Source organism: Streptomyces sp. NPDC055140, assembly GCF_053607285.1.
Genome location: NZ_JBSGTG010000009.1, coordinates 125,705 through 140,077 on the forward strand (window position 1 = coordinate 125,705; position 14,373 = coordinate 140,077).

The window sequence follows — 14,373 nt, forward strand, 5'->3', positions numbered from 1 at the left end:
TCGCGCAGGGCCTTGTGCCCCGGGTGTGGCAACTCGATCACGACGCTAGCCGAGGGATGCGCTGGGTATCCAGGGTTACCGGCCAGTCACAGGATGAACAGAAGGTTTCGGCATCTTCCGTGCGAGTGCACCAACTCGCCGACCAACACAGGGAGTTCATAGGTTGGCGGTTCGCTCCTGTGTTCTACTTCCGTGGCGCGACATATCCAACCGTCCAGTCCTGCCTCGGGGGTACACGCGGGCAGGGCCAGAAGGGGCATGTTTTGTCTGGTATATCCAGAAGAAGACGCATAGTTTCACGCATGGCCGTCGGCGTGGCCATGCTGATGCTCGCAAGCACCGGCGCCGCAGCAAGCGCCGCCGGCACAGCGGGTGCCAGGCAGCCGGACCCGAACGCCGCACCGTCCACCCGTCCGGCCGCCGGTCCCGAAGTGCGGTCGATCGCCGCGGCCGGTTCCCGCCCGGTATCCGGAAAGAACCCCGTCGCTGCGCCGTCGACGAAGAAGGACGCGGCCGGATTTCAGCGGGTCGTCTCACAGAAGAAGGTCCAGCTCAAGAACACCGTCACCGACGCCGACGGCGACAAGTCGACGCTGACGTTCGAGGTGTGGACGGCGGACGCGGCCGGTAAGCCGGTCACGAAGGTCAAGCTGAACGACACCACGTACGGCGTCATCGTCTCCCCCTACGTCGCCTCCGGGTCGCTCGTCACGGTGGACGTTCCCCCGGGGAAGCTGTCCCTGCACCAGAACTACGTGTTCCACACCTCGGCGTTCGACGGCTCCCTGTATGAGACGTCGTGGTCACCGTGGGCGCCGTTCCGGGTAGAGCCCCCGGTCGATCTCACGCTCCCCGCGCCCGACTACACGGCACCGGATCCCTCGGCACTCGACAACCCGCCGTCCGGACTCCAGACGAAGCCGCTCGGCGCCGGCGCAACGCTGGCCGCGAAGACGAAGCCCGCTGCCGAGCAGTGCAGCGCGAAGGACGACGACGGCCGTCAGGTGTGCTTCGGCAAGCAGCTCACGAAGGACGAGGCGCCCAAGAAGGTCGCCGCGAAGATGGCAGCCGCATCCGACGAGATCGCCGGAATCCCGTGGTGCAACACGGACTTCCCATCCATCCTGTCCACCCGGCAGGCGCAGTGTGACGTGCGATCGGTGCCGGTCGTCATCCGCACCGACGGTGTCCCTGACGCCATCGCGTACTTCATGTTCGTGCGGACCCTGCAACTCGACGGGGCGAACAGTTTCACCGAGCACCTCCTGATCGAGCCCGCGCAGCAGATCCCGCTGGACTTCGCCGAGATCGACCTGAACCTCGGGAAGCACTTCTGTCAGGGGTCGTGCAAGCCGATCCAGCCGGACGCCTCGGCGTGGAAGGGCAAGAACTGGTGGGTTCCCGGTGAGATGCACTCGGCGGAGATCACCACGCCGTACACCTGGGACGCCTCGGGCGTGAACACGCAGGAGCTGTTCAAGCCGGACGTGCAGATCGACGGTGCGATCCTGCCCTCGGACGGGAAGATCCGCCCATTCATGACCGGCTACCAGTGGTCATTGGACTACCGCGGGGACACGTCCGAGCTGGACCAGATCCGCTGTGACACCAAGGACGTCGACAAGGACGTCACCCCGGGCTGCGTGTTCGTCAACTCCGCACCCACGTACGAGTTCAACGCGAAGAAGTTCCCGCAGGCGGCGGCGCACGGCTGGCTGATCCAGACGTACAACCCGACACACCCCGGCTCCGAGGCTGAGCGCAAGCCGCTGTACTACATGGGCGACAAGGACCAGAACAATCGCAGCCGTGGCCGCATCTGCCCGACCGGGTGGGCCGCGGAGAACGGTGACGCTTCCGCCCTCACCGATGTCGCGGACGAACTGAACTGCGACGAGTTCGCGTTCGCCTCGTCGTACAACAGCGGCGGCATGTCGTCGACGGAAGGCGGCCTGAACCCGGCTCTGGTGCCGGGCAAGACCACGCCGACCGGTGACGCATGCCTGGGCACCTTCGCCAAGAAGGTCGGCACGACGATGCACCTGTTCAGCCTGGACGGTACGGATCCCACGTTCAAGGAGGTGTGTGGTCGGTCCGCGATCTCCGGCAAGGAGAACCAGGAGTCCATGGGCGGCCACTTCTCCGCCTTCATGAAGGACATGCGGCTTCGCGACAAGGATGCCTATTGGCTGGATACCCGGATGACGCCCGGGATCACCTGCCACAACGGCGGCGGCACGCCGGTCATCTGCAAGCTGACCGCGCAGTAACCCCGTAGAGCAAAGGACCGGCCCCACCCCCGCTGGCCGCGGGGTGGGGCCGGTCTCGTTGTGCCGGAGATTCAGACGGCGGGCAGCGCCACGTAGGGCAGAGTGCCGGTGGTGACGGCGGCGTGGTCGATGAGCACTCCGGTATAGGCGCCGACCGCGGCAAACACGGGGCCCGCGATGTTCACCAACCGGTCTTCGTACGCGGGGATGTCTGCGTCGTCCTCGGGCCGTGGCCCCAGGACAGCCCCGGCCGCCTGGAGCGCGGCGTCGAGGGCGGATCCCTGTCCGGTGTCGGTGGTGAACTCGGCCCGGTAGGCGTTCCCGTCGCCGGGCGCGTGCACGATCATCTGCGGGGGGCTGAATTCGTTGAGGGTGATGCAGATGATTTCCTCGTCCGGGTAGGGGCGCATCGACTTCACGCCGCCCGTGTAGCCCGTGTACCAGGTCGCCCGGCCCCAGTTCTCAAGGACGTACAGCCAGTCGCCGTGTGTCCCGTACATCGCCGGGTGATGGTCGGCGGGCAGCGGTCCCCGGTCCTGGTAGGGGGTGCGGGCGGCTAGCTCGTCGAGATCCGCACCGAGGCTGATGAGGAACTCGTCGTCGCTGTCGAAACCGCGGGCCAGGGTCAGGGAGATCCCGCTCAGCATCCCTCTGCCCGGCGCAGCCTGATCGCTGTTGGTGTGCTGCCCTATCCAGCCAATCGTGTCGGTCATGCGCTGCACGCTACTCGAAAGGACCGACATCACCGGCGGGAACGGCCTACGTCTGGTGCGCAGCACGGTTCATCGGGCACCGGCAGCTCAGACAGCCCTGGAAGCCGTTCAGCGTCCCTGTGCGCGGTCAGGAGCGGTGCGCTTCCCACTTCTCGCGCCGCTGTCAGCACGTCCACCATCCACGGCTCTGTCTCGCCTTCGGTGATCTCTTCCCACACGTTGACGGCGTGGCAGGCGCAAGGGGCCGTGTTCGACATCGTGTCCCTCGACGTCACCGCCGGTGACGATGTCGCCTACGCCCACGCCCTGCTGCACTGCGGAACCCCGGACGACCTGGCCGGGCAACCGGAGAACCGCCTGCGCCTGACGCTCGGGCTGCGCAAGGAAGAGGGACGCTGGACCGCGGCGCACGAGCACCACTCGTTCCCGGACGCCTCGGCCGGCGACGGGTAGGTCATGAGCCGTGGAGCGGGGGTTGGTTCACGCGGACTCCTGCCCCCTGATCAAGGCGGCGGGGAGTTTCCCGTGCAGCACCAGTTCCTTGGGGAGGGTGAGTTGGAACTGCTCCTCGACGACGGCGAGGGACTTGGCGTGCGCCACGTCCTGGCGGTCCTCGTCCGGGACGCCCCCGGCCTGGAGGGCGGCGCTCACCAGATCGGGACGTGAACCCGTGATCTCATGCGACCACGTGTGCATATGCATGTCGAAGCCGCACATGTAGTCCCCGTCGTGGAAGTACGTGAACTCGGGCGGCGGCAGCTTCGGGTTCTGGCTATCGTGGTACAGCCGGAAGACGTGAGCACCACCCTTGGACCCGGCGAGGAGGGGACCGGTGTTCATCTCGCCGGGCCAGTAGCCGTCACTTCACGATCGCCGCGCTCGCGTCCGCGCCCACGCGCTCAACTGGCAACAGAGCCAAACCACTTGGACATGTGGCCGAGCAGATCCTGCTGATCCTCACCGACCCACGCCACGTGACCATCCGGTCGCAGCAGCACCGGGGGAACGTCCAGTTGCTCGCCGACGTCGACGACGTGGTCGACCCGGTCCGCCCAGCCCTCCACCGAGAGCCTGCCTGTCGGGTCGAGGAGCAGCCCGCGTCCGTCGTGCATCAGCTCGTAGAGGCGCCCCTGCTTCAGCTCGACGTCCCGCATCCGACGGCCGAGCAGCTCGTGGCCCTCGCCGAAGTCGTAGCTGACCCCGACCGCGGTGATGATCCCGGTCACGTACCGGTTCACCTCCTCGAAGTCCATCAGCTTCGAGAACAGCTCCCGCAGTGCCGTCGCACCTGGATCGGTCCCCAACAGGGTGATCTGCGCACGGGTGTTGTCCAGCACGCGGGCGCCCACCGGGTGCCGTTCGGTGTGGTAGCTGTCCAACAGCCCTTCCGGCGCCCAGCCGTTGACCGCGGCCGCCAGTTTCCAGCCGAGGTTGAAGGCGTCCTGGACGCCGAGGTTGAGCCCCTGCCCGCCCGTCGGCGGGTGGATGTGCGCCGCGTCGCCGGCCAGGAACACCCGGCCGACCCGGTAGCGCTCGGCCTGCCGGGTGGCGTCGCCGAACCGGGACAGCCAGCGCGGCGAGTGCACGCCGAAGTCGGTGCCGGCCGTCGCAAGCAGTTGCTGCTTGAAATCGTCGAGGGTCGGCGGGGTCGCACGGTCCTCGGCCACGTCCGCGGAGGGCACGACGATGCGGTACATCCCTTCTCCCTGGGGGATGACGCCGAACCGCAGGTGGGTCTTGCGGGTTTTCTCGACGACGGCGGTAATCGTCGCCGGATCCTCGGTCGCCCCCATTTCGCCCAACAGCGTCTCGATCGTGGCGGGCTCACCGGGGAAGTCGACGCCGAGCTGTTTGCGCACCACGCTGCGGCCCCCGTCGCACCCCACGAGGTAGCGCGAGCGCAGCTGCGTGCCGTCGGCCAACTCGACGGTCACCCCGTCGTCGTCCTGGCTCACCCCGGCCACCTCGCACCCGCGCCGGATCTCGGTTCCGAGTTCGAGCGCACGCTCGTTGAGCAGCCGCTCGGTGACCGGCTGCGAGGCGGCGACACCGAACGGGTGAGCGGTGTCCAACCGGTCCGGCCACGGCTTCATGATTCCGCCGAAGAGACCACCGGCGCTGAACTTCTCGCTCACCGCGAGGAACCGGTCCAACAGCCCGCGCTGGTCCATCACCTCCACGCTGCGCGCGTGCAGGCCCTGTCCGCGGGACTCCTTGGTCGGTTCGGTCAGCTTCTCCAGCACGACCACGTTCACGCCGTGCAGCCGCAGCTCACCTGCCAGCATCAAGCCGGTCGGTCCGCTGCCCACAACGATGACGTCGATCATGAAATCCCCTACGTGACGAGTTGAATGACGGCCGGGCGGTCCGCGAAGTCCGACGACGCGCACACGATCACGCATGACCGTACGTCGACAGAGGTGCAAGCACTTTGCGAATCCCCGATTTCCGCAGGTCCTGGCCTCGGCCGGTCATTCTGCGCCAGGACCGGGGCCTTGCCGCAAGGCCCCCTGTGCGCTATATGTTGAAGAGGGCAAGGGAGTGGACACTCTCCTTGCCCTTTGTCGTCTGCTGGGCAGTCAAGGTCGGTCAGGCCTGTACGACGACCACGGCGGCAGTCCCCGCATCCACAACGTCAGTACAACGCAAGCCGGTTGACTTGGTCGGTGCGCCCCGGGCCGCCCGCGTGTAGCCGAGCAGTACTGAATTGCTTGCATCTGCTGAGATCGTCGGAGCGGACTGAATTTCGAGGACACGAATATGTCGACGCTGAAGAGTGAAGCGCGGTCCGTGAGATTGCGATCGACAGCAGTGCTATTGAATTCCCCTGTGAAAGGGAGATGCGCGAGGCCCGTACCGGACGTCTCCGGTACGGGCCATCGCTGGGCGGCGCGGGCTAGTTGACGGCCGCCAGGTCGGTGATCTTGCGGGTCTGGAGGTCCGACTGGACCTTGATCTTGGTGACCTCGGGGCTGGCGCCGTCGCTCCAGGTGAGCGTGACGAGCGAGGTCGCGTGGCCCGCGCCGGAGCCCGTGTAGTCGACCTTCCACTTCACGGGCACGTTCTGCGCGAACAGGATGCCGTCGGCGTGTTCCTTCGCCTCGAACGCGGCAACCTTCTTCTGCGCCGCCGTGGACAGGTAGAAGGAGCGCAGCGCCTTGGCGTTGACGCCGGCGGCCGGGTCCTCGTTGTCCCAGATCGAGTCGATGTACGCGCCGTAGAAATCGGCGACGCGGTTGGTGGTGCTGCGCGGGTCGCCCTGGGACGGCGCGGGGGCGGCGGCGACGGCCGTGGTGTGCGCGGACGTGCCGGCCAGGGCCGGGGTGATCGCGGTGAGGGAGAGTGTGGCTGCGATTGCGGCGGAGGCGAAGAGAGCGGTGCGGGTGCGAGTGCGCATGGTCGGTGGAACCTTCCCCGTCATTCGGTTCCGCAGTGAATCCTGCGGGCTTCTGGTCACCGGACAAGACTGCACTCGCGGCCCGCCAGTTCCACCATTCTTCGAATTCTTTTTGTGTGTGTCCGTGCGAATGGCATTCATGAAATGGTTGTGCGGCCGGATGTAAAAATGACGGCAAAATCGCTCCTGCGTGCAGGGGCCTGAGTATCCGTACTCAGGCCGGGATCCGGTCGGCGCGGAAACATGGCGGCATGCTGGCCTGGGTGGTCGATCTTGTCCTGGCGGTGGTGGTCACCGGCCTCGAGGTGGCGGCCCTGGCGTCGTTCTGGTTCCGGGAGAGCCTGAAGGCACGGGCGGCGCAAGGGCGTTCCGTACCCAGCGGGACACGTCGGCTCGTCGTGGTGCTCGGTGTCGGCTCAGCGCTGCCCGGCCTGGCCGCTGTCGGCTTCTTCGAGGTCGGCCTGAAGGCGGCAGCCGTCTCGCAGGCTCTGATGGCATCGGTGCTGGGATCGACACTCGCGCTGGGCCTCGCGACAGAGGTCGGCCGATGGTTCTCCCGGGGCCGCCGGAAACGAGGCGCGGAACACTAGTTGGTCCGCGCGAGGGGCATGGCGCAGGCCGGCGGGGAGGTTGTCCGTTCGGCCGGTGTCTCCATAGGTTGACCCGATGGGTCTCTTCGACAAACTGACCGGCACCAAGCATCCCGACGCCGGTGTCACACCGCGCCCGGCCGGAGAAGTCCGCTCCGCGCTGCTCGCGATCAACGGGTCCGACGTGCCCTACGTCGTACGCAACGGCACTCCTGCCGAGCGTGCCGACCTCGTCGCCGAGTGGCGGGTCCTGGAGCCGGCCTGGCGCACCTTCTTCTCGCGGAGTCAGCTGAACCGGACACTGAAGACGAGGATGCGCCTGGACGCGGAGAGCCACGAGGTGCGCGCACTCGACGAGCAGTGGGAGGTCGCGTGGGTCGGGGACACGCCAAGGCTGGCCCGGTCACGTGAGTACTCCCGGGGGCAGGTGACCACGGTGAGCCGGCAGTGGGAGGTCCAGCGGGGGCCGGACGGCCGTCTGCACAAGACGGAGGTGTTCCGCTTCGACCCCGCGGAGATGAAGGTCCCGTTGCAGGACGTGGTCCTCGGCGCGGGGTGGACGTGGCGTGGCGTGGTGTTCAAGCTGTGACCGGCCGGGCCGGCCCGCTGCTCCGGCGGCCTGCGATCCGATGGGGCATCAGATTGCGTGCGTGGGGAGGCCGTTGATCAGCGCGGCGAGCTCGGACAGTTCGTCCTGTGTCAGGTCGGTCAGGGGTGGGCGGACCGGGCCCGCGCTGTGGCCGACTGCCGTCATGCCCGCCTTCACGATGCTCACCGCGTAGCCGGGCCGCCGGTTGCGGATCTCGGTGTACGGCAGGACGAAGTCGTCGAGGAGCTTGATGACGGTGTCGTGCTTGCGCTCGCGGACGGCGCCGTAGAACTCGAGGGCGAACTCGGGCAGGAAATTGAAGATGGCCGACGAGTAGGTGGTGACGCCGAGTTCGAGGTAGGGGAGGGCGAACATCTCCGCGGTGGGCAGGCCACCGATGTAGGTGAGGCGCTCGCCGAGGCGGGTGTAGATCCGCGTCATGGCGTCGATGTCGCCGACGCCGTCCTTGTAGCCGATGAGGTTGGGGCAGCGCTCGGCGATCCGGGCGAGCGTGGGCGCGGTGTAGACGGCGTTGGCGCGGCTGTAGACGATGACGCCGAGCGACGTGGAGCGGCACACGGCCTCCACGTGGTCGGCCAGGCCCTCCTGTCCGGCCTCGGTGAGGTACGGCGGGAAGAGCAGGATGCCGTCGGCGCCCGCGCGTTCCGCGGCCTGCGCGTACTCGACGGCCGTGCGTGTGCCGTAACCGGCCGGGGCCAGGACGGGCGTTCCCTCGGGGACGCTCTGCACGGCCGCGGCGACGACGCGCTCGACCTCGGAGCCCGTCAGGGAGAAGAACTCGCCGGTGCCGCCCGCGGCGAACAGGCCGCCCACCTCGTACTCGGCCAGGCGCGTGATGCTGTCGCGGTAGGCGCTCTCGTCGAAGGAGAGTTCGTCGGCCGTGAAGTGGGTGACGGGGAAGGACAGCAGGCCGGATCCGATGCGCCGGCCGAGCTCTGACGGGGTGTAGGACGACGTCATCTGCGTTCTGCTCCTGGAGTCGAGGTGAGGCGTGGTGGGTGCCCCTGGTGACGACGCTACGAGCAACGACTCATGCCGGTCCAACACTGATTTCGCATCCGGTGATACCGGGTCGGTATTACGCGTGGAAGGTGCGGGCATGGCTCGTCCGCGCCCCCATGAGGAGGCGCGGACGGGAGAAGGTGTTGCGTGATGAGGCCTCAGTGGCGCTTGCCGGCCTCGTGGGTGGCCTGGGTCCAGGTGCGGGCCTGGTCGGTGAGGGTGATGCCGAGACCGGGGCGGGACGGGACGTGCATGCGGCCGCCGCCGATGGTGAGGCGCTCGTTGAACAGCGGCTCCAGCCAGTCGAAGTGCTCCACCCACGGCTCGATCGGGTAGGCGGCCGCGAGGTGGAGGTGGATCTCCATCGCGAAGTGCGGTGCGAGCTGGAGGTTGTGGTGCTCGGCGAGCGCGGCCAGCTTGAGGAACTGCGTGATGCCGCCGATGCGGGGCGCGTCGGGCTGGATGATGTCCGCCGCGTTGTGGCGGATCAGCTCGTAATGCTCGGCGACGCTGGCGAGCATCTCGCCGGTGGCGATCGGGGTGTCGAGCGACGCGGCGAGCGCCGCGTGACCCTGCGCGTCGTAGGCGTCGAGCGGCTCCTCGATCCAGACGAGGTCGAACTCCTCCATGGCCCGGCCCATCCGCTGGGCGGTCGGCCGGTCCCACTGCTGGTTCGCGTCGACCATCAGCGGGGCGTCGTCGCCGATGTGCTCGCGGACGGCGGTCAGCCGGCGCAGGTCCTGCTTGCGGTCGGGGTTGCCGACCTTGATCTTGATGCCGCCGATGCCGCTCGCCAGCGAGGCGGAGGCGTTGTCGAGCACCTGCTCGGTCGGGGTGTGCAGGAAGCCGCCGGAGGTGTTGTAGCAGCGTACGGAGTCGCGGTGGGCGCCGAGGAGTTTGGCCAGCGGCAGGCCCGCGCGCTTGGCCTTGAGGTCCCACAGGGCCACGTCGTACGCGGCGATGGCCTGCGTGGCCAGGCCGCTGCGGCCCACCGAGGCGCCGGACCACGCCAGCTTCGTCCAGATCTTGCCGATGTCGCTGGGGTCCTCGCCGAGCAGGTTGTCGGCTATCTCCCTGGCGTGGGCGAACTGGCCGGGGCCGCCGGCCCGCTTGGAGTAGCTGAAGCCGATACCCTCGTGCCCCTGCTCGGTCTCCAGTTCCACGAAGAGGAACGCCACTTCGGTCATGGGCTTCTGACGCCCGGTGAGGACCTTGGCGTCGCTGATCGGCGTGGCCAGTGGCAGGGTGATCGAGGAGAGCTTGATCCAGGAGATCCTGTCGAGCGTCGCCTCGCCTGCGACGTGCGCTGCGTTGGTGGTCGTGTGGGTCTTCGTCACCACTTCGTGTCCCTGGGGTGTGAGGCGGATGCGACCGGCCGGCATGCTGCGCGCGCCCGGCCGAGTCGGCGGTTGGGGCGGGCTGCTGTCGGCGCGGGCTGCTGTCGGCCGTGCGGCCGACGGAGGCGTTGACTCCCCTTGAAGCTAGAGTCGGCGATTGATCCACGTCCAAGACCAATTTTGCATGCGCTGATACCCGGAGAGAATCATTGTTCACGCTGGCACAGCTCGTGAGCTTCGTGGCGGTGGCCGAGGAACTGCACTTCACCCGCGCCGCGGAGCGCCTCCGGATGACGCAGCCCCCGCTGAGCCGGCAGATCCAACTCCTCGAGCACGACCTCGGCGTACAGCTCCTCGACCGCACCAACCGCTCCGTGCGGCTCACCCCGGCGGGCCGCACGTTCCTCAACGAGGCGCGCCACATCCTGCGCCAGTCCGAGCACGCGGCCCTCGCCGTGCGGCAGGTGTCGGCAGGCGAGGCCGGAGCCATCGCCATCGGTTTCACGGCGGCCAGCGCGAACTCGGCCCTCGGCACGCTGCTCGAAGTGGCCCGCTCGGCCATGCCCCGCGTGGAGGTGGTGCTGCGTGAACTGGTCACCCGCGACCAGCTGGAGGCCATCACCGAAGGATCCCTCGACCTGGGCATGATCCGCCCCGCGAACACAGGGCCCGACCTGGAGACCCGGCCCGCGGTCAGGGAGGGTCTGCTCGCCGCCCTGCCCACCGGCCATCCGCTCGCCGCGCGCGAGGGCGACCTGCGTGTGGAGGACTTCGACGGGGAGGAGGTGCTGATGTACTCGCCGGTCGAGGCCCGCTACTTCCACGAGCTGCTCGTCAGCATCTTCCGCGCCGCCCAGGTCACACCCGTCTTCACCCAGTACCTCAGCCAGGTGCACAGCATTCTGGCGATGGTGAACGCGGGCTGGGGCATCGCCCTGGTCCCGGAGGCCGCGGCGCAGATGAGGTTCGGCGGGATCACCTACAAGCCGCTGTCCCTGAGGGAACCCAAGCCGGTCGAGCTGAATCTGGTGTGGCGCAGGAACAACGACAATCCGGCGTTGGAGGCCCTGCTCCGCCACCTGTGACGAAGGACGGGGGCAACCAACCCGGTACGCCCCCGCTCGCACTCACCGCCAGTCGGGCGCCCCCGAGCGCGGTGAGAGCAACGCCTCGATCTTCGTCTGTACGTCCCGCATGACGGCGACGACGCGTTCCTGGCGCTCGCCGGTGAGACGGGCGACGGGAACCGAGCAGCTGATGGCGTCGACGGCCGGAGTGTCGTACCGCAGGGCGAAGCCGAAGCCCGCGATGCCGGTCACCGTCTCCTCGTGGTCGATGGAGTAGCCCCGTTCGCGGACGCCCGCCAGGTCGGCGAGCAAGGTGACTCGGTCGGTGTGGGTGTTCTCCGTCAGGGCGGCCAACGGGCCTTCGGGGAGCGGCAGTTCGCTGTCCGCACGCTCGGCGAGCAGCGCCTTTCCGAGGGCGCCGGCGTGTGCGGGGACCCGGCGGCCGACGCGGCTGATGGTGCGCAGGTACTCGTGGGACTCGCGGGTCGCGAGATAGACGACGTGCGGTCCGTCGAGCCGTGCCAGGTGGATCGTCTCGCCGAGCGCGTCCGACGCCTCGTCGAGATACGGGCGCACGGTACGCACACGTGGGTCGCTGTCGAGGTAGCTCGTACCGGTGAGCAGCGTGCGGATCCCGATCCCGTACAGCGAGCCGGTGGTGTCCGTACGCACCCAGCCGCAGTCGACGAGGGTCCGCAGCAGTTGGTACATGCTGCTGCGCGGCACGTCCAGCTCGTCGGCGAGTTCGTCCAGGCGCGCGGGCCGGTCGCCTCTCGCCGCGAGCAGTTCCAGCAGCGCGACCGTGCGCAGCGCCGACTTCACCCCACGGACCCCTGATGTCACGCGCGTTCCCCCTGCTTCCCGATGCCGGTCATCGTAAATCGGCAGCGCTTCACCCATTGACCCGACCAGTTCACCGACTTAGCCTCCATTCTCATACATGGACGCCATCTGCATATGGGGATCAGATCTATGAACGAGGTCGGCACGCAACCCGAGGATGTCGCGCAGAAGCTGCGTGACGGGATGGCGAGGGGGGTGCTGTCCTTCCCGCTCACGAGCCTTCACGACGACGGCAGCCTCGACCTGGACGCCTACCGGACCTACCTGACCGCCCAGTTGGCCAACGCGCCGGGCATGGTCTTCCCCGCCTGCGGAACGGGGGAGTTCTTCTCGCTGGACGAGGAGGAGTACCGGGCGGTCGTCAGGGTCACGGTCGAGGTCGCCGACGGGCGGCTGCCGGTGGTCGCCGGCATTGGCTACGGCTGGGCGCAGGCGCTGCGGTTCGCCCGGATCGCGCAGGAGGAAGGCGCGGACGCGCTGCTCGTGCTGCCGCACTACCTGGTCGGCGCTCCGCAGGACGGGCTGGTGGAGCAGTTGCGCCGGATCGCCGCGGGCACCCGGCTGCCGCTGATCGCGTACCAGCGCGACCAGGTCACTTTCGGCGCGGACGCCCTGCGCCGGATCGCCGGGATCCCCACCGTCGTCGGCTTGAAGGATGGGCACTCCGACCTGGACCGGCTCCAGCGCCTGACACTCGCCGCACCCGACGGCTTCCTCTTCTTCAACGGCGCCGCCACCGCCGAGATGCAGGCCCGCGCCTACGCCACCGTCGGCGTGCCCGCCTACTCCTCCGCGGTCCACGCGTTCGCGCCCGAAATCGCGAAAGCCTTCTTCAACGCGCTGCGGGCGGGTGACGACGAGGCGATGAACAAGCTCCTGCGCGACTTCTACGTTCCCTTGGTGGAACTGCGAGACCGCGTCCCGGGCTACGCCGTCTCCCTCGTCAAGGCCGCGGCCCGGCTGCGCGGCCTCCCGGTCGGCCCCGTGCGCGCCCCGCTCACCGACCCGTCGCCCGCCGACCTCGCGGATCTCGAGAAGGTGCTGGACGCCGGGCTGAACCTGGTCGGCGCCGTGCGGCGCGTGAACTGACTGCCGGACACGCGTAGTCGAAGCCCCAGTGCTTTGCCGCGCTCAGCTTCGTACCCGCCCGACCCGCGATCCACAGTTCGATCCACAGTTCAAAGGGGAACTGCCTTGCCTCTCGTCGTAGTGGGAATCAGCGTTCTGATTCTGCTCTTCCTCATGACCAGGCTGAGAATGAACGGGTTTGCCGCCCTCCTCCTCGTGGCGATCGGCGTCGCCCTGGTGCAGGGGATTCCGGCGGCGACGATCCCGGACGTCCTCTCGGAAGGCATCGGCGGCCAGATCGGCGACACGATGCTGACCATCGGCCTCGGCGCCATGGTCGGCCGCGTCATGGGGGACTCCGGAGCGGCGCAACGAATAGCCAACCGGCTCCTCGACGCCTTCGGGCCGCGCTGGGTGCAGGTGGCCATGGTGGTCACGTCCATGCTCATCGGCGTCACCATGTTCTACGAGGTCGCCTTCATCATCATCGTGCCCATCGCGTTCACCCTCGTGCGGGTCACCGGCGCGAAGCTGCTGTGGGTCGGACTGCCGATGTCGATCGCGCTGTCCACCATGCACAGCTTCCTCCCGCCGCACCCCGGCCCCACCGCCGTCGCCGCGACCTTCCACGCCTCCGTCGGGCACACCCTGTTCTACGGCCTCTTCATCGCCGTACCGGCCGGAGCGCTCATCGCCCTCGCGTGGCCGCGCCTGCCGTTCGTGAAGGCGATGAACCCGTCCATCCCCAAGGGCCTGGTCAGCGACCGCGAGTTCACCGACGAAGAGATGCCCGGCATGGGCTGGTCGCTGCTCGTGGCCCTCTTCCCGGTGGTCCTGATCGCGGGCGCCGCGGTGATCGACATGGTCACGTCCGGCGACAGCCCGTTCCTGCACACGGTCGCGTTCATCGGCTCGGCCCCGATCGCGCTCATGCTGACGCTGCTCCTGGCGATCTGGGCGTTCGGGCCGCGCATCGGCCGCAGCCTTACGGAGGTCAGCGCCTCCTGCACCTCGGCGGCCCAGGCGATGGCGATGATCCTCCTGGTCATCGGCGCCGGCGGCGCTTTCAAGAACGTCCTCGTCGAAGGTGGGATCTCCGACTACATCAAGGACGTCACGGACAGCTGGGCCATCTCGCCCCTCATCCTGGCCTGGCTCATCGCGGTCATCCTGCGCGTGGCCCTCGGCTCGGCGACGGTCGCCGTCGTCACGGCGTCCGGCGTGGTGCTTCCGCTCCTGGCGGGCAGCGGCATCCACCCCGAGATCATGGTTCTCGCCGTCTCCTGCGGGTCGATCGCGTTCTCCCATGTGAACGACCCGGGATTCTGGCTCTTCAAGGAGTACTTCAACCTCTCGGTCATCGAGGCGATCAAGGTCAGGACCACGTACACGACCGTGCTCGCGGTGCTGGGCCTGGGCGGCGTACTTGCCATGGAATGGGCGTTGGACTTCCTGAGCCTGTGACACACATCAACC

At 68.2% G+C, this 14,373-nt stretch carries 13 protein-coding genes and 1 pseudogene; 7 read left to right on the forward strand and 7 right to left on the reverse strand.

Annotation, left to right across the window (positions count from 1 at the left end; all coding sequences use genetic code 11):
* Positions 1 to 302 precede the first annotated feature (302 nt).
* A complete protein-coding gene (locus tag ACWFR4_RS19255; RefSeq protein WP_453653493.1) occupies positions 303 to 2,270 on the forward strand; it encodes a hypothetical protein in 1,968 nt (655 codons plus the stop codon).
* Between the two features lie 71 nt (positions 2,271 to 2,341).
* Here ACWFR4_RS19255 and ACWFR4_RS19260 read toward each other — a convergent pair whose 3' ends face one another.
* A complete protein-coding gene (locus tag ACWFR4_RS19260; RefSeq protein ID WP_453653495.1) occupies positions 2,342 to 2,983 on the reverse strand; it encodes a hypothetical protein in 642 nt (213 codons plus the stop codon).
* Between the two features lie 225 nt (positions 2,984 to 3,208).
* Between ACWFR4_RS19260 and ACWFR4_RS19265 the strand changes: the two are divergent.
* Positions 3,209 to 3,436 (forward strand): annotated as a pseudogene (locus tag ACWFR4_RS19265) (nuclear transport factor 2 family protein); the annotation flags it as partial.
* A gap of 27 nt (positions 3,437 to 3,463) precedes the next feature.
* On the opposite strand, the gene ACWFR4_RS19270 reads toward ACWFR4_RS19265, so the two are convergent.
* The 3 genes from ACWFR4_RS19270 to ACWFR4_RS19280 all read right to left on the reverse strand — a co-directional run bounded on the left by ACWFR4_RS19270 (position 3,464) and on the right by ACWFR4_RS19280 (position 6,380).
* Positions 3,464 to 3,823 carry a hypothetical protein gene (locus ACWFR4_RS19270; protein WP_453653497.1) on the reverse strand — a complete coding sequence of 120 codons (360 nt, stop codon included), beginning with the start codon at positions 3,821 to 3,823 and terminating at the stop codon, positions 3,464 to 3,466.
* Between the two features lie 59 nt (positions 3,824 to 3,882).
* On the reverse strand, positions 3,883 to 5,310 hold the full coding sequence (gene rox / locus ACWFR4_RS19275; protein WP_453653499.1) for a rifampin monooxygenase: 1,428 nt from the start codon (positions 5,308 to 5,310) through the stop codon (positions 3,883 to 3,885).
* A 569-nt stretch (positions 5,311 to 5,879) separates the two neighbouring features.
* Complete coding sequence (locus ACWFR4_RS19280; RefSeq protein WP_453653501.1) at positions 5,880 to 6,380, reverse strand: hypothetical protein; 501 nt, start codon at positions 6,378 to 6,380, stop codon at positions 5,880 to 5,882.
* 251 nt (positions 6,381 to 6,631) lie between these two features.
* Here ACWFR4_RS19280 and ACWFR4_RS19285 point away from each other — a divergent pair, with 251 nt between their 5' ends.
* Both ACWFR4_RS19285 and ACWFR4_RS19290 read left to right on the forward strand, forming a co-directional pair.
* On the forward strand, positions 6,632 to 6,970 hold the full coding sequence (locus tag ACWFR4_RS19285; protein ID WP_453653503.1) for a hypothetical protein: 339 nt from the start codon (positions 6,632 to 6,634) through the stop codon (positions 6,968 to 6,970).
* A gap of 76 nt (positions 6,971 to 7,046) precedes the next feature.
* Complete coding sequence (locus ACWFR4_RS19290) at positions 7,047 to 7,559, forward strand: hypothetical protein (RefSeq protein ID WP_453469433.1); 513 nt, start codon at positions 7,047 to 7,049, stop codon at positions 7,557 to 7,559.
* A 48-nt stretch (positions 7,560 to 7,607) separates the two neighbouring features.
* On the opposite strand, the gene kdgD is transcribed toward ACWFR4_RS19290, so the two are convergent.
* Entirely contained in the window at positions 7,608 to 8,540 is a 933-nt protein-coding gene (gene kdgD / locus ACWFR4_RS19295) for a 5-dehydro-4-deoxyglucarate dehydratase (RefSeq protein WP_453653505.1), read from the reverse strand.
* Positions 8,541 to 8,740: 200 nt separating this feature from the next.
* Positions 8,741 to 9,922 (reverse strand): L-talarate/galactarate dehydratase, encoded by a 1,182-nt coding sequence (locus tag ACWFR4_RS19300; RefSeq protein ID WP_453653507.1) that lies wholly within the window; start codon positions 9,920 to 9,922, stop codon positions 8,741 to 8,743.
* Positions 9,923 to 10,128: 206 nt separating this feature from the next.
* Between ACWFR4_RS19300 and ACWFR4_RS19305 the strand changes: the two genes are divergently transcribed.
* Complete coding sequence (locus tag ACWFR4_RS19305; RefSeq protein ID WP_326708751.1) at positions 10,129 to 11,004, forward strand: LysR substrate-binding domain-containing protein; 876 nt, start codon at positions 10,129 to 10,131, stop codon at positions 11,002 to 11,004.
* Between the two features lie 42 nt (positions 11,005 to 11,046).
* On the opposite strand, the gene ACWFR4_RS19310 is transcribed toward ACWFR4_RS19305, so the two are convergent.
* On the reverse strand, positions 11,047 to 11,808 hold the full coding sequence (locus ACWFR4_RS19310) for an IclR family transcriptional regulator (RefSeq protein ID WP_453469509.1): 762 nt from the start codon (positions 11,806 to 11,808) through the stop codon (positions 11,047 to 11,049).
* A 150-nt stretch (positions 11,809 to 11,958) separates the two neighbouring features.
* Between ACWFR4_RS19310 and ACWFR4_RS19315 the strand changes: the two genes are divergently transcribed.
* Entirely contained in the window at positions 11,959 to 12,918 is a 960-nt protein-coding gene (locus tag ACWFR4_RS19315) for a 5-dehydro-4-deoxyglucarate dehydratase (RefSeq protein WP_453653509.1), read from the forward strand.
* A gap of 105 nt (positions 12,919 to 13,023) precedes the next feature.
* Positions 13,024 to 14,361 (forward strand): gluconate:H+ symporter, encoded by a 1,338-nt coding sequence (locus ACWFR4_RS19320; RefSeq protein WP_453653511.1) that lies wholly within the window; start codon positions 13,024 to 13,026, stop codon positions 14,359 to 14,361.
* Positions 14,362 to 14,373 lie beyond the last annotated feature (12 nt).

Excerpts from the sequence above, each read along its gene's own strand:
- ACWFR4_RS19255 (WP_453653493.1), top strand. The coding sequence starts at position 303 with ATGGCCGTCGGCGTGGCCATGCTGATGCTCGCAAGCACCGGCGCCGCA.
- ACWFR4_RS19260 (WP_453653495.1), bottom strand. The coding sequence starts at position 2,983 with ATGACCGACACGATTGGCTGGATAGGGCAGCACACCAACAGCGATCAG.
- ACWFR4_RS19270 (WP_453653497.1), bottom strand. The coding sequence starts at position 3,823 with ATGAACACCGGTCCCCTCCTCGCCGGGTCCAAGGGTGGTGCTCACGTC.
- rox (WP_453653499.1), bottom strand. The coding sequence starts at position 5,310 with ATGATCGACGTCATCGTTGTGGGCAGCGGACCGACCGGCTTGATGCTG.
- ACWFR4_RS19280 (WP_453653501.1), bottom strand. The coding sequence starts at position 6,380 with ATGCGCACTCGCACCCGCACCGCTCTCTTCGCCTCCGCCGCAATCGCA.
- ACWFR4_RS19285 (WP_453653503.1), top strand. The coding sequence starts at position 6,632 with ATGCTGGCCTGGGTGGTCGATCTTGTCCTGGCGGTGGTGGTCACCGGC.
- ACWFR4_RS19290 (WP_453469433.1), top strand. The coding sequence starts at position 7,047 with ATGGGTCTCTTCGACAAACTGACCGGCACCAAGCATCCCGACGCCGGT.
- kdgD (WP_453653505.1), bottom strand. The coding sequence starts at position 8,540 with ATGACGTCGTCCTACACCCCGTCAGAGCTCGGCCGGCGCATCGGATCC.
- ACWFR4_RS19315 (WP_453653509.1), top strand. The coding sequence starts at position 11,959 with ATGAACGAGGTCGGCACGCAACCCGAGGATGTCGCGCAGAAGCTGCGT.